The organism is Prauserella sp. PE36, assembly GCF_003311655.1.
In the GTDB taxonomy this organism is placed as follows: domain Bacteria; phylum Actinomycetota; class Actinomycetes; order Mycobacteriales; family Pseudonocardiaceae; genus Prauserella_A; species Prauserella_A endophytica.
Genome location: NZ_QEQT01000096.1, coordinates 60545 through 86334 on the forward strand (window position 1 = coordinate 60545; position 25790 = coordinate 86334).

General features: G+C 71.5%; 22 protein-coding genes and 1 pseudogene. 15 read left to right on the forward strand and 8 right to left on the reverse strand.

All coding sequences use genetic code 11. The features are described 5' to 3' along the window. Nucleotides 1-27 precede the first annotated feature (27 nt). Genes DI005_RS30370 through DI005_RS30390 form a run of 5 tightly spaced genes read right to left on the reverse strand, consistent with a single transcriptional unit; the run spans nucleotide 28 to nucleotide 5686 of the window. The gene (locus tag DI005_RS30370) at nucleotides 28-1035 is read right to left on the reverse strand and encodes an ABC transporter permease (RefSeq protein ID WP_112275212.1); all 1008 of its coding nucleotides are present in this window, start codon (nucleotides 1033-1035) and stop codon (nucleotides 28-30) included. Then, complete coding sequence (locus DI005_RS30375; protein ID WP_113644430.1) at nucleotides 1032-2606, reverse strand: sugar ABC transporter ATP-binding protein; 1575 nt, start codon at nucleotides 2604-2606, stop codon at nucleotides 1032-1034. The genes DI005_RS30370 and DI005_RS30375 overlap by 4 nt, the downstream gene beginning before the upstream one ends. Continuing rightward, on the reverse strand, nucleotides 2603-3463 hold the full coding sequence (locus DI005_RS30380; protein WP_113644431.1) for an amidohydrolase: 861 nt from the start codon (nucleotides 3461-3463) through the stop codon (nucleotides 2603-2605). The genes DI005_RS30375 and DI005_RS30380 overlap by 4 nt, the downstream gene beginning before the upstream one ends. Continuing rightward, nucleotides 3460-4416 (reverse strand): aldo/keto reductase, encoded by a 957-nt coding sequence (locus tag DI005_RS30385; protein ID WP_113644432.1) that lies wholly within the window; start codon nucleotides 4414-4416, stop codon nucleotides 3460-3462. The genes DI005_RS30380 and DI005_RS30385 overlap by 4 nt, the downstream gene beginning before the upstream one ends. Continuing rightward, entirely contained in the window at nucleotides 4409-5686 is a 1278-nt protein-coding gene (locus tag DI005_RS30390; protein ID WP_113644433.1) for an L-fuconate dehydratase, read from the reverse strand. Before DI005_RS30390 ends, DI005_RS30385 begins: the two co-directional genes overlap by 8 nt. Before the next feature lie 178 nt (nucleotides 5687-5864). Between DI005_RS30390 and DI005_RS30395 the strand changes: the two genes are divergently transcribed. Then, nucleotides 5865-6713 carry a fumarylacetoacetate hydrolase family protein gene (locus tag DI005_RS30395; protein ID WP_112275222.1) on the forward strand — a complete coding sequence of 283 codons (849 nt, stop codon included), beginning with the start codon at nucleotides 5865-5867 and terminating at the stop codon, nucleotides 6711-6713. A gap of 13 nt (nucleotides 6714-6726) precedes the next feature. Beyond that, nucleotides 6727-7479 (forward strand): SDR family NAD(P)-dependent oxidoreductase, encoded by a 753-nt coding sequence (locus DI005_RS30400; protein WP_112275224.1) that lies wholly within the window; start codon nucleotides 6727-6729, stop codon nucleotides 7477-7479. A 183-nt stretch (nucleotides 7480-7662) separates the two neighbouring features. Here the strand turns inward: DI005_RS30400 and DI005_RS30405 are convergent, their stop codons facing one another. After that, nucleotides 7663-8343: a FadR/GntR family transcriptional regulator gene (locus DI005_RS30405; RefSeq protein ID WP_113644434.1), complete on the reverse strand. Its 681-nt coding sequence runs from the start codon at nucleotides 8341-8343 to the stop codon at nucleotides 7663-7665. A 116-nt stretch (nucleotides 8344-8459) separates the two neighbouring features. Here DI005_RS30405 and DI005_RS30410 point away from each other — a divergent pair, with 116 nt between their 5' ends. The 10 genes from DI005_RS30410 (at nucleotide 8460) to DI005_RS30455 (ending at nucleotide 19222) form a co-directional block, all read left to right on the forward strand. Continuing rightward, on the forward strand, nucleotides 8460-9071 hold the full coding sequence (locus DI005_RS30410) for a TetR/AcrR family transcriptional regulator (protein WP_113644435.1): 612 nt from the start codon (nucleotides 8460-8462) through the stop codon (nucleotides 9069-9071). 116 nt (nucleotides 9072-9187) lie between these two features. After that, nucleotides 9188-9469, forward strand: coding sequence for a metal-sensitive transcriptional regulator (locus tag DI005_RS30415; protein WP_110342568.1), 282 nt, complete (start codon nucleotides 9188-9190; stop codon nucleotides 9467-9469). A 36-nt stretch (nucleotides 9470-9505) separates the two neighbouring features. Beyond that, a complete protein-coding gene (locus tag DI005_RS30420) occupies nucleotides 9506-9712 on the forward strand; it encodes a heavy-metal-associated domain-containing protein (protein WP_110342569.1) in 207 nt (68 codons plus the stop codon). A 31-nt stretch (nucleotides 9713-9743) separates the two neighbouring features. After that, complete coding sequence (locus tag DI005_RS30425; protein ID WP_113644436.1) at nucleotides 9744-10625, forward strand: hypothetical protein; 882 nt, start codon at nucleotides 9744-9746, stop codon at nucleotides 10623-10625. Continuing rightward, a complete protein-coding gene (locus tag DI005_RS30430; RefSeq protein ID WP_113644437.1) occupies nucleotides 10622-12871 on the forward strand; it encodes a cation-translocating P-type ATPase in 2250 nt (749 codons plus the stop codon). Before DI005_RS30425 ends, DI005_RS30430 begins: the two co-directional genes overlap by 4 nt. 353 nt (nucleotides 12872-13224) lie before the next feature. Beyond that, nucleotides 13225-14337, forward strand: coding sequence for an ABC transporter substrate-binding protein (locus DI005_RS30435; protein ID WP_228713895.1), 1113 nt, complete (start codon nucleotides 13225-13227; stop codon nucleotides 14335-14337). After that, nucleotides 14334-15431: an iron ABC transporter permease gene (locus DI005_RS30440; RefSeq protein ID WP_233520373.1), complete on the forward strand. Its 1098-nt coding sequence runs from the start codon at nucleotides 14334-14336 to the stop codon at nucleotides 15429-15431. Before DI005_RS30435 ends, DI005_RS30440 begins: the two co-directional genes overlap by 4 nt. After that, entirely contained in the window at nucleotides 15428-16249 is an 822-nt protein-coding gene (locus tag DI005_RS30445) for a heme ABC transporter ATP-binding protein (RefSeq protein WP_199543351.1), read from the forward strand. Before DI005_RS30440 ends, DI005_RS30445 begins: the two co-directional genes overlap by 4 nt. A gap of 16 nt (nucleotides 16250-16265) precedes the next feature. Continuing rightward, nucleotides 16266-17363: a hypothetical protein gene (locus tag DI005_RS30450; protein ID WP_113644440.1), complete on the forward strand. Its 1098-nt coding sequence runs from the start codon at nucleotides 16266-16268 to the stop codon at nucleotides 17361-17363. Then, nucleotides 17360-19222 (forward strand): HtaA domain-containing protein, encoded by a 1863-nt coding sequence (locus tag DI005_RS30455; RefSeq protein WP_113644441.1) that lies wholly within the window; start codon nucleotides 17360-17362, stop codon nucleotides 19220-19222. The genes DI005_RS30450 and DI005_RS30455 overlap by 4 nt, the downstream gene beginning before the upstream one ends. A gap of 83 nt (nucleotides 19223-19305) precedes the next feature. On the opposite strand, the gene DI005_RS30460 is transcribed toward DI005_RS30455, so the two are convergent. Both DI005_RS30460 and DI005_RS30465 read right to left on the reverse strand, forming a co-directional pair. Then, nucleotides 19306-21219 (reverse strand): primary-amine oxidase, encoded by a 1914-nt coding sequence (locus DI005_RS30460; protein WP_113644442.1) that lies wholly within the window; start codon nucleotides 21217-21219, stop codon nucleotides 19306-19308. Nucleotides 21220-21240: 21 nt separating this feature from the next. Next, nucleotides 21241-22662 (reverse strand): APC family permease, encoded by a 1422-nt coding sequence (locus DI005_RS30465; protein ID WP_113644443.1) that lies wholly within the window; start codon nucleotides 22660-22662, stop codon nucleotides 21241-21243. 241 nt (nucleotides 22663-22903) lie between these two features. On the opposite strand from DI005_RS30465, the gene DI005_RS30470 reads away from it, so the two are divergent. The 3 genes and pseudogenes from DI005_RS30470 to DI005_RS30480 all read left to right on the forward strand — a co-directional run. Continuing rightward, the gene (locus DI005_RS30470) at nucleotides 22904-24355 is read left to right on the forward strand and encodes an APC family permease (RefSeq protein WP_113644444.1); all 1452 of its coding nucleotides are present in this window, start codon (nucleotides 22904-22906) and stop codon (nucleotides 24353-24355) included. Then, complete coding sequence (locus DI005_RS30475) at nucleotides 24352-25107, forward strand: IclR family transcriptional regulator (RefSeq protein ID WP_112275250.1); 756 nt, start codon at nucleotides 24352-24354, stop codon at nucleotides 25105-25107. Before DI005_RS30470 ends, DI005_RS30475 begins: the two co-directional genes overlap by 4 nt. Before the next feature lie 360 nt (nucleotides 25108-25467). Beyond that, nucleotides 25468-25790: pseudogene (locus tag DI005_RS30480) on the forward strand (IS1380 family transposase); the annotation flags it as partial.

Here is a 25790-nt window from a genome sequence, read left to right on the forward strand (position 1 = left end):
TTGTCCTGGTCGTGGTCTCCCGGGCTGTCACGTTGTTTCCTTCTTCCGGATCCGGTCCGTGTAGACGGCGACGAGGATGACGCAGCCGAGGATGACGTTCTGCCATTCCTGGGGAATCGACATGATCTGCAGGCCGTTGTTCAGCACCGAGATGATCAGCGCGCCGATCAGGGTGCCGACGATCGAGCCCTTGCCACCGGACAGCGACGTGCCGCCGATGACCACCGCCGCGATCGCCTGCAGCTCGTAACCCATGCCCGTCGCGGGCTGCGCCGAGCCGAGCCGGGCCGAGATCATCACGCCGGCCAGCCCGATGAACAGCCCGGCGAAGGCGTAGATCGCGATCTTCCACTTGCGCACGTCGATGCCGGACAGCGAGGTCGCCTCCTCGTTGCTGCCGATCGAGTACGTGTAGCGGCCGAGCACGCTCTTGGTGAGCAGCACGCCCGCGATCAGCGCGATGGCCAGCAGCACCAGCACCGCGTTCGGGAAGTTCACACCGGGGATGAGGTTGCCAGTGGAGATGTCGGTGTAGCCAGGCACGTCGTTGAAGTAGATCGGCGTGCTGTCCGAGAGCACGAGGGCGAGCCCCTCGGCGACGAGCATCATCGCGAGTGTCGCGATGAACGGCGGGATCTTCAGCAGTGCCACGTTGATCCCGTTGACGAGCCCCATGAGCCCGCCGAACAGGACCGCCGCGGGCACACCCAGCCACAGCGGCAACCCCAGATGCACCAGGAACACGCCGGACATCACCGCGCACAGCGCCATCCCGGTGCCGATGGAGAGGTCGATGCCGCCCGCGATGATCACGAACGTGGTGCCGATCGCGAGCGTGCCGATGACCACCGTGGAGAACAGGATCGCCGTGAAGTTGCCGTACGAGAAGAAGAACGGGCTCGCGAACGAGAAGAACGCGAAGATGACGATGAGACTCGCGAACGCCAGTAGCTGCTGCAGGCGGCCCTTCACCGCCGCCGCGATCCCGCCGCTCGCCTGTGCCCGGTCACGGGCCGGGGCTTTGACCGCTGTCATGGCTGCCCTGCTTTCCCTACCTCGATGCCGAGCTCCGCGGCGTCGGCCGGATTTTCGTCCGGGCGCAGCGTCGCGTAGTGCATGATGTTCTCCTGGCCCGCCTCCGCCGCGTCGAGCACGCGCGTCACCCTGCCCTCGCTCATCACCACGACCCGGTGCGACATGCGCAGGATCTCCGGCAGCTCCGACGAGATCATGATGATCGACTTGCCCTGTGCGGCCAGCTCGTTGAGCAGCTGGTAGATCTCTTCCTTCGCGCCGACGTCGATCCCGCGCGTCGGCTCGTCGAAGACCAGGACGTCACAGTCCTTCGCCAGCCACTTGGCGATGACCACCTTCTGCTGGTTGCCGCCGGAGAGGTGCTTGGCGGTCTGCTCCAGCGACGGCGTCTTGATGCGCAGCGTGCCGACGTACTCGCGTGCCTTCTCCCTCGCGGCGCGGTCTCGCACGAACCCGGCCCTCGTGAACTGGTCGCGCAGTGCGCCGAGCGCGATGTTTGCCCGCACGTCCTGCTCCAGCAGCAGCCCGAAGCGTTTGCGGTCCTCGGAGAGGTAGCCGATGCCGTGCCTGGCCGCCTCGGCGGGGTTGGCGACGCGGATTCTCTTGCCCCGCAACGTGATCGTGCCGCCGTCGATCCGGTCGGCGCCGACGAGCGCCCTGCCCACCTCGGTTCGACCGGCGCCCATCAGCCCGGCGAAGCCGAGGATCTCGCCCTCGCGCAGGTCGAACGAGACGTCCTTGAGCAGCGCCTTGGTCGACAGCCCTTCGACGCTCAGCACCACGTCGCGGTCCGCCCGCACACCCTCGGGCTTCGCGTCGGTGTCGATGGCCCTGCCCACCATCAGCGCGATGATCTCCGGTGTGCTCGCGCCCGCCATGTCGAGCGTGTCGATGTACTCGCCGTCGCGGATCACCGTCACGCGGTCGGCGATCCGCTTGATCTCCTCCATGCGGTGGGAGATGTAGATGGCGCCCGTGCCTGGGCGCACGAACCGGCGGATCAGCTCGTGCAGCGTCTCGACCTCGGCCTCGTTGAGCGCCGCCGTCGGCTCGTCCATGATCAGCACGCGCGGCTCGTAGGACAGCGCCTTGGCGATCTCCACCATCTGCTGGTTCGCGACGGTCAGCTCGCCGACCACGGCCTTCGGGTCCAGCGGCAGGTGCAGCCGCTCCAGCAGGGCCGCGGCATCGGCGTTGAGCCTGCGCTCGTCCAGCAGCAGCCGCCCGCGTCTCGGCTCGCGCCCGATGAACACGTTCTGCGCCACGGTCAGGTGGGGCACCAGGTTGAACTCCTGGTGGATGATGCTGATGCCCAGCTCGAGCGCGTGCCGGGGGCTCGTCGCCTCGAACGGCTCGCCGCCGAGGCGGAACCGCCCCGTGTCGGCGGTGTGGATGCCCGAGAGCAGCTTCATGAGCGTGGACTTGCCCGCCCCGTTCTCGCCCACCAGCGCGAGGACCTCGCCCGAGCGCAGCTCCAGCCGCATGTCGTGCAGCGCGCGCACGCCGGGGAAGCTCTTGTCGACGCCCTCGACCTCGAGCAGCGGCTCCGTCATCGTCGCGACTCCCGTCATCGCACCGGCTCCGGCGCTCCGTACACCGCGCTCGCCGTGCCGTGGGCGATGCTCGCACGTTCGTCCGGCGACAGCTCGCCGATCAGCTCGGCCAGCACCCGCCACGTGGGCTGATAGCCGCCGAACGGCACGGTCATCGGCCAGTCCCCGCCGTACATCAGCCGGCTCGGGCCGAAGAGCTCGAGCGCGGTGTCGACCACGGGGCGCAGGGCGGCGACCGTCAGCGGCTCGCCCGCCACCTGCAGCCCGGACACCTTCGCGACCGTGTTGGGGCGAGCCGCGACCTCGCGCAGGGCGGCACGCCACGCGTCGTAGCCCGGGCGGCCCCGGGGCGGTTTGCCGAGGTGGTCGACCACGATCGTCAGTTCCGGCAAGGCGGCCGCCAGCTCGGCCACGCCCGCGAGGTGGCGGGGCCATGCGTCGGGCACGTCGAACGGGAGCCCGCGCTCGGCGAGCAGCCCCAGCGACCGGCGCACGGCGGGCAGCGCGAGGAAGTCGTCGCGCGGGTCGTCGTGCACGAGGTGCCGGATGCCGCGCAGTGCCGGGTGCTCCTGCCAGCGGTCGAGCTGCCTCGTCGCCGTGCCGGGGTCGTCGAGGCGCACCCAGCCGACCACGCCGGTGATCCAGTCGTGCGCGCTCGCTTGCGCGAGCATGAACTCCGTGTCGGTCTCGGAGTCCTCGGCCTGCACGAGGATCGCGGTGGAGACGCCCGCCTCGGTCAGCTCCGCCCGCGCGCTGTCGGCGGTGAACGTCGCGTGCAGCTCCGAGCCCTTGGGCAGCCACGCGTACTCGCTGACCCTGAGGTCCCACAGGTGCAGGTGCGTGTCGACGACGTGGTCGACGGCGGGCGAGGTCATGACCGGGTCAGTCCTTTGTCTCGCAGGGTCGTCCACAGCTCGTCCGGCACGGACGACCGCAGGCGCTCGTTGTTCTCGCGGACCTCCCGCGCCGAGGCGGCTCCGGCCACGACGGTGCGCACCACCGGCTCCCGCAGCGAGAAGTGCAGCGCGGCCGTGGGCAGGTCGGTGCCGAACTCGGCGCAGACGCCGGCGATCGCCCTCGCCTTGGCGAGCACGGCGGGCGGCACCGAGCCGTATTCGTACCTGCTCTCCGCGGACGGCACGGGTGTGGCGAGCAGGCCGGAGTTGAACACCCCGGCGTTGACGATCCCGGCCGAGCGCGCCCGGCACTCCGGGATCACCGCGTCGAGAGCGGGTTGTTCGAGCAGGGTGAACCGGCCCGCGACCATCACCAGGTCGAGCATCCCGGTGCGGGCACCGGCGAGCAGCGCCTCCGTGGACTTCGAGCCGAGGCCGACCGCGGTGACAACGCCCTGCTCGCGCAGCGCCGCGACGGCGGGCACGCCTTCGGCCAGCGCGGGGGAGAGGTCGTATTCGTCGGGGTCGTGCAGGTACACGATGTCGACGGCGTCCAGGCCGAGCCGCTCCAGCGAGGCGTCGAGGCAGCGCCGCACGCCGTCGGCGCTGAAGTCCCACACCCGGCGGTGGTCCGCGGGAACGGCGTAGTGGTTGGCGTCGTCGAGCCGGCTCGCGCCGGCCGGATCGGGTACGAGCAGCCTGCCGACCTTGGTGGAGACGACGTAGTCCCCGCGCGGCTTGCCGGCGAGGAAGGCGCCGAGGCGCCGTTCGGCGAGCCCCAGCCCGTAGTGGGGGGCGGTGTCGAAGTAGCGGATGCCGCACTCCCACGCCGCGTTGAGCACGGCGTGCGCGGTCTCGTCACTCATGGGCTCGTAGAGGTTGCCCAGGCTCGCGGTGCCGAGCCCGAACCGGCCGAGCGCAGGGCTAGCCATGCTCGTACTCCACAATGGACTCCGCGAGCATCTCCGTGCCCGCGCCGGGGGACTTGGGCGCGTGGTAACGGCCGTCTCGCACGTCGACCGGGGTGACGAAGTGCTCGTGCAGGTGGTCGACGAACTCGATCATGCGGCCCTCGGTTGTGCCCGAGACGGCGACGTAGTCGAACATCGCGAGGTGCTGCACGGCCTCGCACAGGCCGACGCCCCCGGCGTGCGGGCACACTGGGACGCCGAACTTGGCCGCCAGCAACAGGATCGCGATGTTCTCGTTGACCCCGGCCACGCGCGTGGCGTCGAGCTGCAGGATGCCGAGCGCGTCCGCCTGCAGGAACTGCTTGAACAGCACGCGGTTGGCGGTGTGCTCGCCCGTGGCGACCGGCACCGGCGCCACGGCCTTCGCGATCGCCGCGTGCCCGAGCACGTCGTCGGGGCTCGTCGGCTCCTCGATCCAGGCCAGGTCGAACTCCTTCAGCGCGTCCATCCAGCGCACGGCGTCGGCGACGTCCCAGCGCTGGTTGGCGTCGACGGCGATCCGCACGTCCGGCCCGCACACCTCACGTGCAATCCGCAGCCTGCGCACGTCGTCGTCCAGGTCGCCGCCCACCTTGAGCTTGATCTGCGCGAACCCCTCGGCCACGGCCTCGCGGCACAGCCGGGCGAGCTTGTCGTCGTCGTATCCGAGCCAGCCGGGGGTGGTGGTGTAGGCCGGGTAGCCCTCGCGCACTAGCGTGGCCTCGCGCTCGGCGCGGCCCGGTTCCGCCGCGCGCAGGATCGCGAGCGCCTCCTCGCGCGTGAGCGCGTCGGTGAGGTAGCGGAAGTCGACGAGGTCGACGATCTCCTCGGGCGTCATGCCGGCCAGCAGCTGCCACAGCGGTTGGCCCGCCCGCTTGGCCTTGAGGTCCCACAGCGCGTTCACGGCCGCGCCGATGGCCATGTGCATGATGCCCTTCTCCGGGCCGAGCCAGCGCAGCTGCGAGTCGTGCACCAGCTCGCGCCACACGCCGCCGAGGTCGGCGAGCAGCTCGTCGACGTCGCGGCCGACGAGGTGGTCTTCGAGTGCCCGCAGCGCGGCGACCTGCACGTCGTTGCCGCGTCCGATGGTGAAGACGAAGCCGTGCCCCTCCAGGCCGTCGTCCGCGTCGGTGCGCAGGCGCAGGTAGGCCGCTGAGTAGTCGGGATCCGGGTTCATGGCGTCGGATCCGTCGAGGGTCTGCGAAGTCGGAAAGCGCACGTCGTGCGTCTGCAGCGCGATGAGGCGAGCCACGGTGCTCCTGTCGTATGAGCTACGTCACCGCCGAACGATAGACATCCGATGTCTGTACCGTCAAGGCTCGATGTTGAGGCATATTACGCCTACCATCCGCAATACCTGTCGTCGTTTTTGCTGATGATCTACAGTCGGCCCGGCAGAGACACCCGACCACTGGCGTGAGGAGTGCACCGTGAAACTGGCCCGGCTCGGCCCTGTCGGTGAGGAGCGGCCCGTCCTGATCGACGGCGGGCGGACCTACGACCTGAGCGGCCTGACGGCGGACCTCGACGGCGCGTTCCTCGCCGGAGGCGGGCTCGGCGCGGTGCGCGCCGCGCGCGACGCCGGACAGCTGCCTGAGCTGGAAAGCGTTGGGGCGCAACGGTTCGGCGCGCCGATCGCCCGCCCGAGCGCGGTCGTGTGCGTTGGCATGAACTACGCGGCGCACGCCGCCGAGTCGGGCTCGGAACCGCCCGAGACCCCGATCCTGTTCCTCAAGACGCCCAACACCGTCGTCGGCCCCGAGGACGCCGTCACCATCCCTCCGGGCAGCGAGCGCACCGACTGGGAGGTGGAGCTCGGGGTCGTGATCGGCAGCCGGGCGGCCTACCTGGACTCGCCCGCCGACAGCATGGCCCACGTCGCGGGCTTCGTGCTGGGCAACGACGTGTCGGAGCGGCAGTACCAGCTCGTCGACTCGGGCGGGCAGTGGAGCAAGGGCAAGTGCGCGCCCGGCTTCAACCCCGTCGGCCCGTGGCTCGTCACCCCCGACGAGGTGGACCACACCGCGCTGCGCCTGCGCAGCTGGGTAAACGGCGAGCCGAGACAGGACTCGACCACCGCGGATCTGATCTTCGGCGTCGAGTTCCTGGTGTGGCACATCAGCAGGTACCTGACCCTCGAGCCGGGCGACCTGATCATGACCGGCACGCCGCAGGGAGTCGCGCTGTCGGGGAAGTTCCCGTATCTGCGGGCGGGCGACGTGGTGGAGCTGGAGATCGAGGGGCTCGGCCGTCAGCGGCAGGAGTTCGTCGCGTACTAGGAAGGCAGGCAGCATGGCGGAGTTCGACGGGCGGGTCGCCGCGGTCACCGGAGGAGCGTCCGGCATCGGCGCCGCGGTGGTGGCCGCGCTGCGCGAGCGGGGGGCGCGCGTCGCGGCGCTGGACCTGCGGCCGGTGCCAGACGCCGACGGCGTCCTCGGCGTGCGGGCCGACGTCACCGACGACGCGTCGGTGCGGGAGGCCATCGACGCGGTGGCCGACCGCTTCGGCGGGCTCGACGTGCTGGTCAACAACGCGGGCATCGGGGCGCAGGGCACGGTCGCCGACAACGACGACGCGGAGTGGCTGCGGGTGCTCGACGTCAACGTGCTCGGCATGGTGCGCACCGCCCGCGCGGCCCTGCCGTACCTGCGGAGGTCGTCGTCGGCGGCGATCGTCAACGTGGGCTCGATCGCGGCGACGGCCGGGCTGCCGCAGCGGGCGCTCTACAGCGCGTCGAAGGGCGCGGTGCTGGCGCTGTCGCGGGCGATGGCGGCCGACCACCTGCGTGAAGGGATCCGGGTCAACTGCGTCAATCCCGGGACCGCCGACACCCCGTGGATCGGCAGGCTGCTGGACAGGGCCGACGATCCGGAGGCGGAGCGGGCCGCGTTGTGCGCGCGGCAACCGCACGGCCGGCTCGTCTCGCCCGAGGAGGTCGCCCACGCGGTGGTCTACCTCGCGAGCCCCCTTGCCGGCTCCACGAGCGGCGTCGGCCTCGCCGTCGACGGCGGCATGCAAGACCTCCGCCTCCGCCCCGCCCAGTGAGCTGATCGCTCCCCAAGGCCACCTTAGGTGCGCTCAACGCAACAAAGGTGGCCTTGGGGGAAGTCGGGACCGCCGCGAGGGTTCCCTTGGCGGCAGGAGGGTCCGTGCGCCAACTGCAGTGAAGGCCACCATCACTGCGTTCAACGCAGGCAAGGTGGCCTTCACTGCGGCTGGGCAGGCGGGTCAGTTTTCCACGAGGGTTTGGCGGATCCACTGCTCTACGCCGGCGATGTGGACCGTTGCCCAGGCTCGGGCGACGTCGGGCTGCCCCGCCGCGAGCGCCTGCTGGATGGCGCGATGCTCGGCCAGCGTGCGCTCCACCGCCGCCTCCTGTGTGATGCCCCGCCACGTCCGCGCGCGCTGCGTTCGCCCCGAGACGCTCTCCACCAGCGACGAGAGCACCTGGTTGCCGGAGCCCGCCGCGATCCGGCGGTGAAACTCCAGGTCGTTGGCGACGAGTTGCTCGACGGTGGGCTTGTCGCCGAGGGAGTCGATGAGCGTCGCGAGGCCTCCGATGTCTTCCTGCGACATGTTGGCGGCGGCCATCGCGGTCGCCGCCGGTTCGAGGATGCGCCGCGCCTCCAGGAACTGCAGCACGGTGTCGTCGCGGTGGAAATCCACCACGAAGCTCATGGCATCCATGAGCAGTGCCGGCTCGAGGCTCGTCACGTAGGTGCCGTCGCCCTGTTTGACGTCGAGCACGTGAATGAGCGACAGGGCGCGCACGGCTTCACGCAGCGAGTTCCTCGACAGGCCGAGTCGCTCGGCGAGGTCGGGCTCGCGGGGGAGCCGGTCGCCGGGGCGCAACTCGCCGTCGACGATCATCTGCTTGATCGCCTCGATGGCGGCGTCGGTGACGGACATCGTTCTCCTCGCTGTTCCGGCCGCGCCGGGCGGCGGGCCGCGGCCGCGTCGGAGTCAGGATACATCGGATCTTTACTTTGCTTCGCTATCACGGTGCCGGAGCGTAAAATCCGTGTGTGGTGGCGCGGAACCGCGAGCTGGAACGCAGCGACGCGGCGCGTCACGCCCTCGTCGTCGCGGCGGTGGATCTGTTCACCGAGAAGGGGTTCGCCGACACGGCCACGAGTGAGGTCGTCAACCGCGCCGGGGTGACCAGGGCCGCGCTCTACTACCACTTCACCGACAAGGAAGCGCTGTTCGCGGCCGCAGCCGAGGCGGTGGAGGCCCGCGTGGCCGACCGCGTGCGCGCGGCGACGGCCGGCCTCGACGGTGATCCGGCGGAAGGCCTGCGGGTCAGCGCACAGGCGTTCCTCGACGCGTGCCTCGAACCGGAGGTGTGCAGGCTGCTCCTGCGCGAGGTGCCGTCGGTGCTCGGCTGGCGGTGGTGGAACGGCTCCGAACGTACGCGCGGGCCGTGGGGCTTGCTCGTCGAGAGGCTCGCGTCGGCGATCCGCGACGGCGTCCTGCCCGTTCAGCCCGCCGAACCGCTCGCGCACCTGCTCCATGGCGCCCTGTTGCAAGCCGGTGTCGTCATGACCTCGGACGTCCGTGACGAGGACGCCCGCGCCGCGATGGGAACCGCCGTGCGACGGCTGCTCGACTCACTGCTGGCCGGCGACCGTCCTTGACAATGCCCTACCCCCCTAGGGTATAAATGTCCCACCGGAGCACCCGAGATGGCTTCGACCTATACGGGTAGGGGGTACACTCGAGGTGATCCGGCGGTAGTAGAGGGAGAAGAGCGATGCGGGGATACACCGGCGACAAGGACGCCTACCTCAAGCGGCTGCGCCGCGTCGAGGGACAGATCAGGGGACTGCAGCGGATGGTCGAGAACGACGAGTACTGCATCGACGTGCTCACCCAGATCGCCGCGGCCACCAAGGCACTGCAGGCGGTGTCCCTCGGGCTCATGGACGAGCACCTCAAGCACTGCGTGGCGCAGGCGATCGCCGAAGGCGGCGAGACCGCCGAGGAGAAGGTGCGCGAGGCAAGCGACGCGATCGCCCGGCTCGTCCGCTCCTGAGACAACGAGAACCGACAACCACAAAGGAGAACCGCGATGACCGAGACGACCTACACCGTCACCGGGATGACCTGCGAGCACTGCGCGCGCTCGGTGAGCGAGGAGGTCGGGGCCATCGACGGTGTCACCGGCGTGTCCGTCGACGTCCCGACGGGCGCGGTCACCGTCACCAGCGCGAAGGAGCTCGGCGTCGCCGACGTGCGAGCCGCGGTCGAGGAGGCCGGATACCAGCTCACGGCATAGCCGTCCGACACGAAGCGACGACAGGACCGACATGAACACAGCAGCGAAGCTGTCCGCCTACGGTGTCACGCTCGCCCTTCTCGCCACTGGCGCGTGGGCGATCGGGACCGCTGTCGGTCCCCTCACCAGCGAGGCTGGTGCCCCCGGTCAGGAGGAACACGCCGGGGGCGGGGACGAACACAGCGGCACCGTCGCGGAAGCCGAGCACGTCGACCAGCCCGAGGGACTGGCGTCGGTCAGGGGCGGATACACCCTCACGCCCACCCGCACGACGCTGACCCCGGGGACCACCGAGAGCTTCTCGTTCCGCATCACCGGCCCGGGCGGTGACCCCGTCACCCGCTTCGAGGTCGAGCACGAGAAGCGCATGCACCTCATCGTGGTGCGCCGCGACACCGCGGACTTCCAGCACATCCATCCCGAGATGACCGCCGACGGCACGTGGTCCGTGCCTCTGAACCTGCCCGATCCGGGCGCCTACCGCGTGTTCGCCGACTTCGCTCCATCGGGCGGCGAGGCCATGACACTCGGCGCCGAGGTCTTCGCGCCGGGCGACTTCCAGCCGGTGACCCACGAGCCCTCGCGGGTCTCGCGCGTCGACGGCTACGAGGTCCGCCTCGACGGGCACCTGGTGGCAGGCGAAGCGTCGGAGGTGCGGCTCACCGTCAGCAAGGACGGCATGCCGGTCACCGACCTGCAGCCCTACCTCGGCGCCGACGGGCACCTCGTGGCGCTGCGGGGCGGCGACCTCGCCTACCTGCACGTCCACCCCGGCGGGGAGAACAGCGGCGGCCCGGCGATCCCGTTCATCGCCGAGGTGCCCTCGGCGGGTACCTACCGCCTCTTCCTGGACTTCCAGCACGACGGCGTGGTGCGCACGGCCGAGTTCACCGTGGAAGGGGAGCGGTCATGACGGCCGGAGTGCGCGACACCGTCGCGGGGCACGAGATCGAGCTCGAGATCGGCGGCATGACGTGCGCCTCGTGCGCCATGCGCGTGGAGCGCAAGCTCAACAAGCTCGACGGCGTCACCGCCACGGTCAACTACGCGACCGAGAAGGCCAGGGTCAGCTACGCCGACGGCGTCGAGCCGGAGCAGCTCGTCGCGCAGGTGGAGGCCGCCGGGTACACGGCGACCCTGCCGCCGGAGCCCACGGAGGAGACGGCGCGGCGGGAGCCGGAGGACGAGGACGACCCGCTGCGCGCCCCACGCCAGCGGCTCATCGCATCGGTCGTGCTTTCGGTGCCGGTGATCCTGCTCGCCATGGTCCCGGCCTGGCAGTTCGAGTACTGGCAGTGGATCTCGCTGACGTTGGCCGCGCCGGTGGTCGTGTGGGGCGCGTGGCCGTTCCACAAGGCCGCGTGGGCGAACCTGCGGCACGGCGCGGCGACCATGGACACGCTCATCTCGATGGGCACGCTCGCCGCGCTCGGCTGGTCGCTGTACGCGCTGCTGCTGGGCGAGGCCGGCATGCCGGGGATGACGCACGGCTTCGATTTCACGCTCGAGCGCGGCGGCGGCCAGGCCTCCATCTATCTGGAGGTCGCTGCCGGGGTCACCACGTTCATCCTCGCCGGGCGGTACTTCGAGGCCCGTTCGAAGCGGCGCGCGGGCGCGGCGCTCCGGGCGCTGCTGGAGCTCGGCGCCAAGGACGTCGGGGTGCTACGCGACGGCCGCGAGGTGCGCGTTCCCATCGGGCAGCTGGCGGTCGGCGACCGGTTCGTCGTGCGGCCCGGCGAGAAGATCGCCACCGACGGCGTGGTCGAGGAGGGCAGTTCCGCCGTCGACGCGAGCATGCTCACCGGCGAGTCGGTGCCGGTCGAGGTCGGCCTCGGCGACACCGTGACCGGCGCCACCGTGAACGCGGGCGGCAGGCTGGTCGTGCGGGCGACCCGTGTCGGCTCCGACACGCAGCTGGCCCAGATGGCGAAGCTGGTCGAGGACGCGCAGACGGGCAAGGCGGCCGTGCAGCGGCTGGCCGACCGGATCTCGGCGGTGTTCGTGCCGATCGTCATCGCGCTCGCACTGGGCACGCTGATGTTCTGGCTCGGCGCCGGCGTCCCGGCGGCGGAGGCGTTCACGGCCGCGGTCGCGGTGCTGATCATCGCCTGCCCGTGTGCACTGGGGCTCGCCACGCCCACGGCGCTGCTCGTCGGCACCGGGCGGGGCGCGCAGCTCGGCATCCTGATCAAGGGCCCTGAGGTGCTGGAGTCCACCCGGCGCGTGGACACCGTCGTGCTCGACAAGACCGGCACGGTCACCACGGGCACGATGGCGCTCGCGAACGTGCACGCGGCCGACGGCGTCGACGACGCCGAGGCCCTGCGGCTGGCGGGTGCGCTGGAGAACGCCTCCGAGCATCCGATCGCCAAGGCCATCGCCCGCGGCGCGCGGGAGAAGGTAGGCGAGCTGCCTGTGGTGGAGGAGTTCACCAACGTCGAGGGGCTCGGCGTCCAGGGCGTCGTCGAGGGCCACGCAGTGGTGGCCGGGCGGCCCGCGCTGCTCGAACAGTGGGGCCTGCACCTGCCGGACGGGCTCGCCGAGGTCAAGGCCGAGGCGGAGGCGCGTGGCCGTACTGCTGTGGCGGTCGGCTGGGACGGCGATGTCCGCGCGGTGCTGGAGGTCGCCGACACCGTCAAGCCGACCTCGGCCGAGGCGGTCGCGCGGCTGCGGGAGCTCGGACTCACGCCGGTGCTGCTCACGGGTGACAACGAGGCCGTGGCCAGGACCGTGGCCGCCGAGGTGGGCATCGACGAGGTGTTCGCCGAGGTCCTGCCTCAGGACAAGGTGGACGTGGTCAAGCGGCTGCAGTCCGAGGGCAGGGTCGTCGCGATGGTCGGCGACGGCGTCAACGACGCCGCAGCGCTCGCGCAGGCCGACCTCGGGCTGGCGATGGGCACGGGCACCGACGTGGCGATCGAGGCCGGCGACCTGACGCTGGTGCGTGGTGACCTGCGGGTCGCCGCCGACGCGATCAGGCTCTCGCGGAGCACGTTGCGCACCATCAAGCACAACCTGTTCTGGGCGTTCGCCTACAACGTCGCGGCGCTGCCACTCGCGGCCGCCGGGCTGCTGAACCCGATGCTCGCCGGTGCCGCGATGGCGCTCAGCTCCGTGTTCGTGGTGAGCAACAGCCTCCGGCTGCGGCGGTTCCGCTAACGGGTGTGGTGATCGAGCACCCGGGTGAGCAAACCGACGAGCTGCTCGCGTTCGCTGGCCGACAGCGGCGCGAGCAGCTCGTCCTGTGCCTGGGCCACCACCTTCTCCAGGCGGTTGAGCGTGCGCCTGCCCGCCGCGGTGATGCTGATGATGTTGCGCCTGCTCTCGTCCGGGTCGGGGCCGCGCCGCGCGAGTTCCCGCCCGGCCAGGTCGTTGAGGGTCGCGACGAGGCCGCTCGGGTGAACACCGCTGCCGCGTCCGAGGGCCGGCCGGCTCGCCGGAAGTGGTAACGACTCAGTAAAGAAGGGTAGGCTTGCCTACCCAAATGGATGAATTTGGTTAGCCTCACCTAAGTGTCCAGACGCTTGGGGTTACGGCGAGCCGCGCTCGCCGGGATGGTGCTGGTGCTCGCGGGCTGCGGCCCCGCACCACAGCCGGGATCGAACGCCGCCGTTCCCGAGGGGATCGCCGACCAGACTCCGCTCGCGGAACTGACCCCGGTCGCCGACCCGCGCGCCCACGAAGGGCCGTCCACGGCGGTCGTGGCACAGCCCGACATCCAGCCCATCGAGCCCGCGCCGGCCCCGCGGCTGCCCGCGACCGTCACCGACCACCAGGGCACCCGCGTCACCGTCACCGACACCAGCCGCATCCTCGCCCTCGACCGCTCCGGCACGCTCGCCGCGACGGTGTTCGGCCTCGGGCTCGGCGACCGCGTGGTCGGCAGGGACTCCTCGACCGGTTTCCCGGCCGCGGCGGACCTCCCGCTCGTGACGAGCAACGGCCACCAGCTCAACCCCGAGGCCATCCTCGGCCTGCGGCCAAGCGTCGTCCTCACGGACACGACGCTCGGCCCGTGGAACGTCGTGCTGCAACTGCGCGACGCCGGTATCCCGGTGGTGGTCGTGACGCCGCGGCGCACGCTCGACAACAACGGCGAAATCGTGCGCGCCGTCGCCGCCGCGCTCGGCGTCGAGGCCGCCGGACGGCAGCTCGCCGACCGGCTGGACCGGGAGGTCGCCGCGAAGAAGGCGGAGATCGCGAAGCTGGTGCCGGACGAGGAGTCGCGCAGGCCCCGCGTCGTGTTCCTGTACCTGCGCGGCTCCGCCGGCGTGTACCACATGTTCGGCAGGGGTTCCGGCGCCGACGCGCTGATCTCCGCGCTAGGCGCCGTCGACGTCGCGAGCGAGGTGGGCATCAACGGGATGCGGCCCATCAACCCCGAGGCGCTCGCCAAGGCCAAGCCGGACGTGATCCTGCTGATGACCAAGGGGCTCGAGTCGGTCGGCGGCGTGGAGGGCGCGGCCAGTATCCCCGGCGTGGCACAGACTCCGGCCGCACAGCGCCGTCGCTTCGTGGACATGAACGACTACCAGATCCTCGGCTTCGGCCCGCTCACCCCGTCGGTGCTCGACGCGCTCGCGCGGGCGCTCTACGCGCCGGACTCTCTCGAGGCGGCCGGGTGACCGCCACCGTCAGCCCGCCGGTGACCTCCGGCGGGGACCTCGTGCCGCCGCCGAGACGCAGGCCCGCGCGCGTGGCCGCACTGTTCACCGTGCTCACCGTGGGGCTGGTGATGGTGAGCATCGTCTCCGCGGCCGTCGGCCAGTTCGGCATCCCCGCGTCGCAGGTCGTCGGCTCGGTGCTGAACCGGATCGGCATCGACGTGCTCGCCGCGCCCGCCGACCCCTTCGCCGAGGCGGCGCTGTGGGACGTGCGTTTCCCGCGCGTGGTGCTGGCGCTGCTCGTCGGCGGTGTGCTCGGCGTGTGCGGCGCGCTGATGCAGGGCTGCTTCGGCAACCCGCTCGCCGAACCCGGTGTGGTGGGCGTTTCCTCGGGCGCCGCTGTCGGGGCGTGTCTGTCCATTGTGTTCGGCTGGACGTTCCTCGGCGCGTTCACCACCCCGGCGCTCGCGTTCGCGACCGGGCTTGTCACCACGCTGGCGGTGTACGTGCTCGCGCGGTCGAAGGGCCGCGCCGGGGTGGTCACGATGATCCTCACCGGCGTCGCCGTCAACGCCGTCGCCAACGCCGCCATCGCGTTCCTCGTCTTCGCGGGCGACCAGGCCGCGCGCGAGCAGATCGTGTTCTGGCAGCTCGGTTCGCTGGCAGGCAGCCGCTGGGCCTACGTCGCCACGATCGCGCCGCTCGTCGCGGTGTGCGTCGCCGTGTCGATGTTGCTCGCCCGGCGGCTCGACTTGCTGGCGCTCGGTGATCGGCAGGCCCGGCACCTCGGCGTGGACGTCGAGTCGCTGCGGCTGGTGACGATCGTGGTGGTCGCCGTCGCCGTCTCCGCCGCGGTGTCGTACTCGGGCATCATCGGCTTCGTCGGGCTCGTGGTGCCGCACCTGATCCGCATGATCACCGGGCCGGGTCACCGCGTGCTGATCCCCGCGAGCCTCCTCGGCGGCGCGTTGCTGCTCGCGGCCGCGGACCTGCTGGCCCGCAACGCCTTCCACTACGCGGACCTGCCCATCGGCATGCTGACCGCGCTCGTCGGCGGCCCGTTCTTCTTCTGGCTGCTGCTGCGCACCCGGCGCAGGGAAGGAGGCTGGACGTGAGGCTCCTCTCGCGCGCACCGGCACGCCTGCCCGAACCGCCGGCCGAGGGCGACGTGCTCGCCGAGGCGGACGCGGTGGTGGTCACGATCGGCGGGAAACGCCTGCTCGACGGCGTGTCACTGCGGGTGCACGCGGGCGAGGTGCTCGCACTCGTCGGCCCCAACGGCGCGGGCAAGTCGACGCTGCTCAGCGTGCTCGCCGGCGATCTGGCCCCCTCGGCGGGCACGGTCTCGATCCACGGCAGGCCCGCGCCTTCGTGGTCCACAGTGGACCTCGCGAGGCGCAGGGCCGTGCTGCCGCAGCACAACCCGGTGTCGTTCCCGTTCGACGTGCTCGCCGTGGTGGAGATGGGCCGGGCACCCTGGGAGGGCACGCCCGCCGAGGACGACGACGAGCGGGCGGTGGCCGCCGCGCTCGCCGACACCGAGCTCACCGCCTTCGCCACGCGGACCTATCCGACGCTGTCCGGAGGGGAGCAGGCGCGCACCGCGCTGGCCCGCGTGCTCGCGCAGTCGGCGAGCCTGCTCCTGCTCGACGAGCCCACCGCGGCGCTGGACCTTCGCCACCAGGAACAGGTCCTCGCGCTCGCCCGCGCGCGGGCGTCGGAGGGCGCCGGGGTGCTGGTGGTGCTGCACGACCTCGGCCTCGCCGCCGCACACGCCGACCGGATCGCGGTGCTCGCGGCGGGCGGCCTCGTTGAGGCCGGGCCCCCGGAGGACGTCTGCCGCGCCGAGCTGCTCTCCGGCGTCTACCAGCACCCGGTGGAGGTGATCAGCCATCCCCGTACCGGAAAGCCCATCGTCCTGCCGTACCGGTAACGAACAGGAAAGGCCCATGACCAAGTCCCCCTCTGGCAGACGTGCGCGTGCCGCGGCACTGGCCACGCTGCTCGCCGCGTTCACCGCCCCGTTGACCGGCACCGCGAGCGCCCAGGGCGCGTCGGTGAGCGTGTCGCCGTCCACCGCCGACCCCGACTACGCCACGATCGTCCAGCTGCGCGGCACCGGGTTCCAGTCCGTCCACGGTGGACACGGCGGCGTGTACGTGCTGTTCGGCTGGGTGTCGAACCCGGCGGGCGGGTGGCAGCCGAGCCAGGGCGGTGCCGCGGGCAGCACATACCGCTACGTGCAGGACACCGAGTCGCGGGACAACAACGGCTTCCAGCGTTATCTCGCCTTCCCCGGCAGTGACACGGGGTCGAGCGCGAACGGCGTGGTCAACCCCGACGGCACGTGGCAGGCGCAGCTCGTGATACCCGGCGCCCGTTTCCAGGCCGTCGACCGGGAGGGCAACACGACTCAGGTCGACTGCACGCGGGTGCAGTGCGGCGTCATCACGATCGGCGCACACGGCGTGGTGAACCCTGCCAACGAGACGTTCACGCCGGTGCGCTTCGCCGTCCCCCGGCAGGAGCCCGCGGCGGTGCCGCCCTCGCGGCAGGCCCCGCCCGCGACGACCACCACCACGGCGCCCGCGCCGACGCCCTCGGTCGAGACCGCGACGACGCAGGCCCGTGCAGGGGACCGGATCGAGGTCACCGGCACCGGTTTCACGCCCGGCGAGAACGTCGGCGTCACGCTGCACTCCGACCCGGTGACCCTCCCGCCCGCGCGGGCGGGCGACGACGGGCGGTTCACGTACACGGCGACGATCCCCGAGCACGTCACCGAGGGCACCCACCGTCTCGTGTTCACCGGTGAACGGTCCACTGTGGAGACATCCGTCGAGCTGTCGGTCCGAGCGGCGGCGCGAACGTCACCGTCGCCCCCGCCTGCGGAGCCCCCCGCGCAGGCGCAGGTGCAGGGGGAGAAGGGCAGCGCACTGCTCGTCGCGCTGCTCGTCGGGGGAGCGGTCCTACTGGTGGTCGCGGTGGTCGCGGTCGTACTGCGGCTGCGCCGCCGGACCCGGGATATCGAAGGGAACGACACGTGAGAACGATCTGGCGAAGACTGGGAGCCGCGGCGGCCACGCTCACGCTGCTCGCCGGTGCCGCGCTGACGGCGGGTCCCGCCGCCGCGCAGGACACCGGAGGCGAGGAGGCGTCGGCCACGGGACTGCACTGGGGCATCAAGCAGTCGTGGCGCAACTACATGACCATGTTCGGCGGCACGGTCACGCCCGCCGACGGCGCGTCGGCCGACCCGGAGCCGTTCTCGTGGCCGCAGCGCGCGTCCACGTTCGACCCGGAGACGGGCACGGGCACGGTGGAGTTCGGCGGCTCCGTCGGGTTCGCGATGCCCGGCCACTTCATCTGGGACTTCACCTTCGCCGACCCGAAGGTGACCTTCGACGGCGACGGCACCGGCTCGCTCAAGGGCACGGTGAGCTACGCGTTCTACGGCACGGCCGACGACCCGCAACAGGTGCGGGAGCCCACCGAGGTGGTGTTCGCCGACCTGACGTTCGAGGACGCACCCGTGGCCGAGGGCGACCACCTCGCCGCCACCATCACCTCGGCGACGCTCACCGAGGAGGGCGCGGCGGCCTTCGCGGGCTTCTACGAGCCGGGTGCCGCGCTCGACGCGGGCAGGCTCGTTTTCACGCCACCCGCCACGGAACCACCGCCGACGCCCTCGGTCACCGTGACCCCGTCGACCGGGCTGAACCCGGACGGCGCCGAAGTGACCATCGCGGGCACCGGCTTCGCGCCCGATGGCAACGGGGACAAGGGTTACCGGCTGCGGATCGGTCCCGGCCTCGACGTGCTCAAGGATCCCGCGGCGGGCGGTGCCTACCAGCTCGACCAGGCCATCCCGGTGAACGGCGACGGCACCTGGCAGATCACCACCACCGTCAAGGCCGCCTACACCGGCGCCGACGGCGTGGCGCGCACCGCGGCGGCGACGCCGTTCAGCGTCTACACCTTCGCCGCCGAGTCCACCGACACGACGTGGGACACGGTCACCGCGCTGACGTTCGCGCCGCCGTCGACCGATCCGGGCGCCGACCCCGGCCCCGACGGCGACGACGATCCGGCGCCGACGTGTGTGCTGACCCAGGAGAACGCCGCCAAGGGCGACCTGCTGTGGGGCCTGCGCAAGAGCTTCCGCAGCTACGTCGGGGTGGGCATCGGCGGTGCCGAGGGCAACAGCATCACCGCCACCGACGGCGCCGTGATCACCGGCGTCGACGAGGTCGCGCGTGACGGCGTGCCCAACCCGGCAGGAGTGCCGACCGGTGCGTACCGCTTCGCGTTCGGCTCCGCGCAGTTCACCTCCGCCGAGGCCTTCACCGTGCAGTACCGCGGCACGGTGACGTTCTCCTACCCCTCGCACTTCTTCACGTTCGTGCTCGGCGACCCGAAGGTGGTCGTGGACGGCGGCACCGGCACGCTCTACGCCGACGTCGAGCTGCGCACCGAGGAGGGCGCGCCGTCGGAGCCGGTGAACCTGCCGGGGGTGGCGCTCGCGAACCTCGACCTCGCGGGCGCGCAGAAGACGAACGAGGCCGGGGTGCTGTCCGTCGGGAACGTGCCCGCGACCCTGACGAGCTCGGACGCCTTCGGCGGCTTCTACGAGGACGGCGCCGAGCTCGACCCGGTGTCGCTCACGCTGGGCGCCGACTGCGCGACCCTGCCGGGCGGCCCCGGCGGGAACACGGGTGGCGTCAGCACCGGTGGCGGAAACTCCGGTGACGACCTGGTGCCCGACGTGCGGTTCCGGCCGCAGGCGAACCCAGGCGACCTGGCCTACACCGGCCTGGGCTCGTGGCCGATCTACGTCGGCGTGACCCTGCTCGTGGCCGGCGTCGCGCTGACCCTGCTGGCGAACCGCCGCCGCAGCAGAGCCTGACCCGACCGCAGCGAAGGCCACCTTGCCTGCGTTCAACGCAGGCAAGGTGGCCTTCACTGCGGCTGTGTGAGCTGTGATCGGACCTAGCCTTCGCGGTGGCAGGTGTTCGTGGGGGGTACGTCGAGCGTGGGGTTGCGGTCGAAGAAGCCCACCGGCTTGAGCGTGAACCCGGCGTAGTCCACGGGCATCACCGGCCAGTCCTCAGGGCGCGGGAAGTGCGTGAGCCCGAAGGTGTGCCACAGCACGATGTCCTCGCCGTCGATGCCCCGGCCCTCGGCCGCCCACTTCGGCAGGCCGTCGCCGCCGGGGTTCTGGTTCACGAGGTCACCGGCCGGATAGCGGTGCGCCGGGTCGTACTTCGTGACCCAGAGGTGCTTCGTCGCGAACGTCGCCCTCGCGTGGATCGACGACGACTCGTCGGCGAGCAGCGTGGGCTGCCCCTGCGGGTGCAGCGCGTAGGCGACCGGCTGGCCGAGCCGGTTGGTCACCTCCGGGTTCACGACGTGCCACACCCGCGCCCGTGTGTTGTCGGCCAGCCGCTTCGCGTCCGACTCCGTGGCCAGGCGCGTGCGCGCCTGGCGGAAGGCGTTGCCGTACGGGTTGTCCTCGCTCACCGGCACGCGCTGCGCCTCGACCTCGTCAACGGCGTTGCGCTGCCCGTCGACACCGACGTCGAGCCGGGCGCAGAACAGGTGCTGGTGGTACGGGGCGCCGAGCCCCGGCGCCACCTCGGTCGCGTACTCGTGCCCCCGCTCCGGGTAGGCGGAGGTGAACGTGACGCCCGTGGCCTTGGCCTCCAGCTGGATCGTGCCGTCGAGGTAGAGATACCAGTAGAAGCCGTAGTCGTAGTTGCCGATCGTGGTGAAGAACGAGATCACCAGCCGCCGCTGCCGCCGCGTCTCGTGCGAGCCCGCGAACAGGTCGGAGTGCTTCCACAGCACGCCGAAGTCCTCCTCGTGCATGCAGATCGCGTTGCGGATCGTGCGTGCCTCGCCGAGGTCGTCGGCCACGACCGCGTCGAAGTAGCGGATCTCGCCGAGACAGTCGCAGCCCAGCTCCAGCGAGTTGGTGTAGCGGGCGAACATGTACTCGCCGCAGTCGAAGTAGTTCTGCCAGAACCGCACCGGCGACGGGTCGGCGTAGGGCACCACCATCTCGGCCACCGACGCGCGGTACAGCACCGGCCGCTCGTGGAAGGAGAGCTGGTGCAGGGTCAGCCCCTCGCGCTCGTTGAAGCCGATCCGCAGATCCCAGTTCTCCCACCGCACCCGGCTGCCCTCGACCTCGAAGCTCGGCCCGTGCGGCTGCGTGATCTCGATCGGCTTCAGGCTCGTGCGAGCGGGGCCGGTCTGCTCCGGGTCGTCGAAGTTGCCCGGCTCCCGGGGCACCGGCAGGTTCTCGTGGTCGATCACCCTGGTCACCGCGCGGCTGGTCAGGTCGACGTAGGCCACGAGCCCGTCCACCGGGTGCGCCCACGGGTGGTCCTTCTCGTGCAACTGCTGGAAGCCGAGCGAGCGCACGACCCGCTTGCCCTCCTCGCCGGGCTCGTCGTAGCAGCCCGCCGAGAGGGGCACGGCACGCACGGTCGCCGGGTCGAGACCCCGTCGTGCCAGCGCGGACGTCCACTGCTCGTCGGCGTTGAGGATGTCCTCGATCAGTTCGAACTCGGTGTCGAGGATCGGCGGCTGTCCCGCCGCCACGGGGTCGATGTCCACCACCGAGTCCACAGCGGACCTGGTGGTCGACACGACCACGTCGCGCGAACTGCCGTCGGCGAGGTTCAGCAGGATCGCCCTGAACCGGCGGTCGAGTTGGGCGCCAGGCGTGAACGCCAGCACGTCGGACTTCTCCGGCTCCTCCAGCGCGAGGAACGCGAACCGCACGGGCTCGGCGAGCAGCCCGGCGTCGGCGAGGACCCGGCGGACCTGGCCGACCTCGTCGGCGCTCATCGGGTCCAGCGGATGCGTCGCGGTGGTCCTGTCTTCGGCGATGGTCATCTCTGCTCCTCTCGGTGGAAATCAGGCGGTTTCGACAACGGTTTCCGGTGCGAGCGGGGCCTTTCGCACCACGGCGCAGAGCGCGAGCCCGAACACGAACGAGCCCGCGAGCACCGCGCCGATCACGGCGGCCAGCCCGGCCGAGCCGCCGATCAGGGTGGGGAAGTTGAGGATCGTCAGCGCCAGGCACGTGCCGAGCCCGGCAAGCCCGAGCACGGGCGCCACGAGCGTGTGCCAGGCGCGCTGGTCCACTCGCGTGCGCCGGAAGAACACGACGACGGCCAGGCACGTGAGCGTCATCAGCGCCAGCACGCCGAGCGTCGCCGTGCCCGCCATCCACGCGAACACCTGCGTCACCGGGTCCATCCCCAGCGCCGCGAACAGCACCGTGAGGAGCACCGCGCTGCCCGACTGGGCGAGTGAGGCGACGTGCGGGGAACCGTGCCGCTCGTGACTGCGGCCGCACACCGAGGGCAGCGCGCCGGCGTTGCTGAGGGAGAAGGCGTACCTCGCGACGACGTTGTGGAAGGCCAGCAGCGCGGCGAACAGGCTCGTCACCAGCAGCACCTGTGCGACGTCGGCGCCCACCGCGCCGAGGTGGTCGCCGATGGTCGCGATCAGCATGTTGCCGGGATCGGCCGCGGCCCGCTCGACGGCGGCGGCGTCGCCCCACGCGGACACCACGGCCCAGCTGGAGAGCGCGTAGAAGCCGGCGATCAGCAGCAGCGCGGCGTACGTGGCCCGCGGGATGGTGCGGCCGGGATCGCGGGCCTCGTCGCGGAACACCGCAGTGGCCTCGAAGCCGATGAAGCTCGCGACGGCGAACATGATCGCGATGCCCAGCGAACCGGACCCGATCTGCGCGGGCTGCAGCAACGCCGTCGACAGCCCGGCGTCCCCGCCGCCCTTGGCCGCGACCACCGCGTCGAACACGAGCACGATGCCGACCTCGCACAGCAGCAGCACGCCGAGGACGCGGCTGCTGAGCTCGATGTGCCGGTAACCGAGCACACCGACCACGGCAGCCGCGGCCAGCGCGTACAGCCACCACGGCAGCGCGGGCCCACCGTAGTGCTGGACGAGGCCGTCGAGCGTCGCGCCGAGGTAGCCGTAGACGGCGAGCTGCACCGCTGTGTAGGTGACGAGTGCGAGGAACGCCGTGCCGAGGCCGGGCGCGCGGCCGAGTCCGCGCTGGACGTAGGAGTAGAACGCGCCCGCGTTGGGCACGTGCCTGCTCATCGCGCAGAACCCGACGGCGAACAGCAGGAGCACGGCGCAGCACAGCACGAACGTCGCGGGGAAGGCCGCGCCGTTGCCCAGCGCCACGCCGAGCGGGACGCTGCCAGCCACCACGGTGAGCGGGGCCGCCGCGGCGACGACCATGAAGACGATGGAACCGGCACCGAGCGAGCCGGACAGCGAGCGGGGAGCGGATGTGTCCATGCGGACCTCCGGTGGAGAGCGGCTTCTCTGACTCGCTGCAGCGTTGCCAGAAGACGTTGCCGCGCCGCGCCCGTCCGGTCAAACGCCGGTCTCCTCGGCTGGTAAGACGCGACACACCATTCTCGGAACACGGGAACGGCCTCGCCCGGATTCTCATTTGACTCGCTCGTGTGTGACGTCAGCGGTCACTCCGCGGTTACAGTCCCTCGTTAGCGTGCTGGTCCTGCGTTGAAGGAGGCCGATGTCGCGAGCGTCGGGGTACCGGGGTGCCGTGGCGGTACGTCGCGAGTCTCCCATGTCGGGGCTCGACCGCCGCAATCTCGGCCCGCTGCAGGTGTTCGCGCAGTCGATCTCGGGTGCCGCGCCGTCGGCGGCGATGGCGGCCGCCCCCGCCGTGGCGGCGGCGACCGCGGGCGGGGCCGTGCTGTGGTCGTTCGTCGCCGCCACCGTGCTGGCCCTGCTGATCGGCGTGTGCGTCGCCCAGTTCACCCGGAGGATGGCCGCGGCCGGCTCGCTCTACAGCCTCACCGCGAAGGGGCTCGGCCCGGTCGCCGCGTTCGCGGCCGGGTGGGCCCTGCTCATCGGCTACGGGCTGCTCGCGATGGCCGCGCTCGTCGGCGCGGGCACGTATGTGCACGACGTGCTGCGGCGGATGGGCCTCAGCCCCGGCTGGGGCGCCGTGGCGGGCACCGTGGTGGTGCTCGGCGTGCTCGCGACGGTGCTGACCGTGCGTGGCGTGCGCCTGTCGGCCAAGGTCGTGCTGGTGACGGAGGCCCTGTCGATCAGCGCACTGCTCGTCGTGTTCGGGCTGCTGCTCGCCCGGGTCGCGCCCGAGCTGGGGTTCACGCCGTTCACCACGGAGGAGGGGCTCGGCGGTGTGGCGGGAGCGGTGTTGCCCGCGCTGGGCGCGTTCGTCGGCTTCGAGGCGGCGGCGTCCTTCGGTGTCGAGGCGCGGCGCCCGTTCCAGAGCGTGCCCCGTGCCGTGCAATGGACAGCGGCCCTGTGCGGCGTGCTTTACCTGGTCGCCGCGTACACGCAGGCGGCGGGGCTGAGCCAGCTGCCGGGCGGGCTCGCCGGGCAGCCGGAGCCGATGAGCACGCTCGCCGAGCTGGAGGGGCTGCCGTGGCTGCCCTACGTGCTCGACGCCGGCATCGCCGCGTCGTTCTTCGCGTGCACGATGGCGACCAGCAGCGCGCTGGTGCGGGTGCTGCTGTCGATGGGCCGAGAGGGCATCGTCCCTCGCCGCCTCGGCACCACCCACCCCCGCTACCGCACGCCGCACGTGGCGATCCTGCTCGTGCTGCCCGCCGCGACGCTGCTGCCGGTGGTGCTGCTCGCCGCCGGCGTGTCCACCCGGGAGCTGTTCGTGGCCCTGCTGAACATCGCCGTGTTCGGTTACCTCATCGCCTACCTGCTCGTGTGCGCGGCGGCGCCGGTCTTCCTGCACCGCATCGGTGAGCTGACGCGCGGCGCGCTGGCCGCGTCGGTGATCGTGGCCCCCGTCCTGCTTGCCGTGCTGGTGCTGTTCACCGTGAACAACGCCGACGGGCCGTACCCGCTGGCGTTCACGCTCCTGCTCGCGGCCGGGCTGGCGTGGTACGCGTGGGTGCGGGCGCGCAGACCGCGGCAGCTGGCCGGGATCGGCATCTACGACGAGACGTCGGCGTCCGACCTGCTCGGCGGCAGGCCATGAGCCCGCCCGCCGAGCAGGCACCGCTGTCGGGACGACAGCCGAAGGCCGTCCGCAACGCCCTCGCCGTGCTGGAGGAGGTGGTGGCCGCGGGGCCCGGCGTGACCGCGAAGGAGATCTCCGCCGCGCTGAAGCTGCCGCCCGCGACGACGTACCGGCTGCTGAACCTGCTCGTGGGCGAGGAGTACCTGGTGCGGCTGCCGGACCTGCGCGGGTTCGCGCTCGGCCGCAGGGCGGGCAGGCTCACGGTTCCCGTCGCGAGCGGTCCACCCGCGGCCGCCAGGGCGGTGGTGGAGCGCCTGCGGCAGCGCGTGCGCTGGGGCGTGCACCTCGCGTCGTACCAGTCGGGGCGGGTGGAGCTCGTCGACGCCGACCCCGACCACCCGCCGTCGGACGGTGCCCTGCTCGCCCGCTACCCGCATGCCTCCGCTCTGGGCAAGCTGCTGCTCGCCGATCAGGCCGAATGGCGGGCCATGGTGCGGGACCTGCGCCCGTTCACGACGGCGACGATCACCGAGGCGGGGCGGCTGGAGACCGAGCTGGCCGACGTGGCGCGAACGGGGCTCGCGCGCCAGTGCGGCGAGCTGTACCCGGGGCGCGGCTGTCTCGCGGTGGCGATCCGCGATGTCGTGCACGGAACCCTCGTGGCGGGCCTCGCCGTGAGCGGACCGACCGAGCGTGTCGCCGAACCGAACCCCGACCTGCTGGCCCTCGTGCGCGAACACGCCGACCAGCTCGCGCCCCTGCTGGCCTGACCGATTCGCGCCACTGCAGTGAAGGCCACCTTCACTGCGTTGAACCTGGATCCGCTGAAGGTGGGGTGGTTGTTGGCCGTGTTGTAGGCGGGCAGATGCCCTCTGACTTGGGATGATTGGTCTTGCGACAGTACCGATCAACTCTGAGTGAGAGGGCATCTGCTGGATGCGATCGTCTCATACGGCGGGCGCGGTGTCCGCGTTGTTCGATGATGGGAATCTTGTGTCGGACGCGGGGCTGGTGGCCTTGGTGCGGCTGGGGGAGCGTGTCGGGTTGCCCGCGTTGGCGGATGAGCTGGTCCGGTTGGGGGTAGCGCGGGCGCGAAGCCCGCCGCGAAGATCACCACGATCGTGGCGGGCATGGCGTCCGGCGCGGACTCGATCTCTGATCTTGACCGGTTGCGGTCGGGGGCGATGGGCAGGTTGTTCACCGATGTCCGGGCCGCCTCGACGATCGGGACGTTCCTGCGGTGGTTCACGCCCGGGCATGTGGCGCAGTTGGAAAAGCTGGGCGGCGAGGTGTTGCGGCGGCTGACCGAGCACACGCCGCTGTTGCCCGGAGCGGACCGGTTGGCGTTTCTGGACCTGGATTCCAAGATCACCCGCGTGTTCGGCCGGGGCAAGGAAGGCGCGGCTTACGGCTACACCGGGCAGTGGGGCCTGAATTTCCTGGCGGGCACGCT

Excerpts from the sequence above, each read along its gene's own strand:
- DI005_RS30385 (WP_113644432.1), bottom strand. The coding sequence starts at position 4,416 with ATGGCTAGCCCTGCGCTCGGCCGGTTCGGGCTCGGCACCGCGAGCCTG.
- DI005_RS30470 (WP_113644444.1), top strand. The coding sequence starts at position 22,904 with ATGTCGCGAGCGTCGGGGTACCGGGGTGCCGTGGCGGTACGTCGCGAG.
- DI005_RS30405 (WP_113644434.1), bottom strand. The coding sequence starts at position 8,343 with ATGTCCGTCACCGACGCCGCCATCGAGGCGATCAAGCAGATGATCGTC.
- DI005_RS30475 (WP_112275250.1), top strand. The coding sequence starts at position 24,352 with ATGAGCCCGCCCGCCGAGCAGGCACCGCTGTCGGGACGACAGCCGAAG.
- DI005_RS30420 (WP_110342569.1), top strand. The coding sequence starts at position 9,506 with ATGACCGAGACGACCTACACCGTCACCGGGATGACCTGCGAGCACTGC.
- DI005_RS30375 (WP_113644430.1), bottom strand. The coding sequence starts at position 2,606 with ATGACGGGAGTCGCGACGATGACGGAGCCGCTGCTCGAGGTCGAGGGC.
- DI005_RS30425 (WP_113644436.1), top strand. The coding sequence starts at position 9,744 with ATGAACACAGCAGCGAAGCTGTCCGCCTACGGTGTCACGCTCGCCCTT.
- DI005_RS30380 (WP_113644431.1), bottom strand. The coding sequence starts at position 3,463 with ATGACCTCGCCCGCCGTCGACCACGTCGTCGACACGCACCTGCACCTG.
- DI005_RS30430 (WP_113644437.1), top strand. The coding sequence starts at position 10,622 with ATGACGGCCGGAGTGCGCGACACCGTCGCGGGGCACGAGATCGAGCTC.
- DI005_RS30465 (WP_113644443.1), bottom strand. The coding sequence starts at position 22,662 with ATGGACACATCCGCTCCCCGCTCGCTGTCCGGCTCGCTCGGTGCCGGT.
- DI005_RS30460 (WP_113644442.1), bottom strand. The coding sequence starts at position 21,219 with ATGACCATCGCCGAAGACAGGACCACCGCGACGCATCCGCTGGACCCG.
- DI005_RS30415 (WP_110342568.1), top strand. The coding sequence starts at position 9,188 with ATGCGGGGATACACCGGCGACAAGGACGCCTACCTCAAGCGGCTGCGC.
- DI005_RS30370 (WP_112275212.1), bottom strand. The coding sequence starts at position 1,035 with ATGACAGCGGTCAAAGCCCCGGCCCGTGACCGGGCACAGGCGAGCGGC.
- DI005_RS30400 (WP_112275224.1), top strand. The coding sequence starts at position 6,727 with ATGGCGGAGTTCGACGGGCGGGTCGCCGCGGTCACCGGAGGAGCGTCC.
- DI005_RS30450 (WP_113644440.1), top strand. The coding sequence starts at position 16,266 with ATGACCAAGTCCCCCTCTGGCAGACGTGCGCGTGCCGCGGCACTGGCC.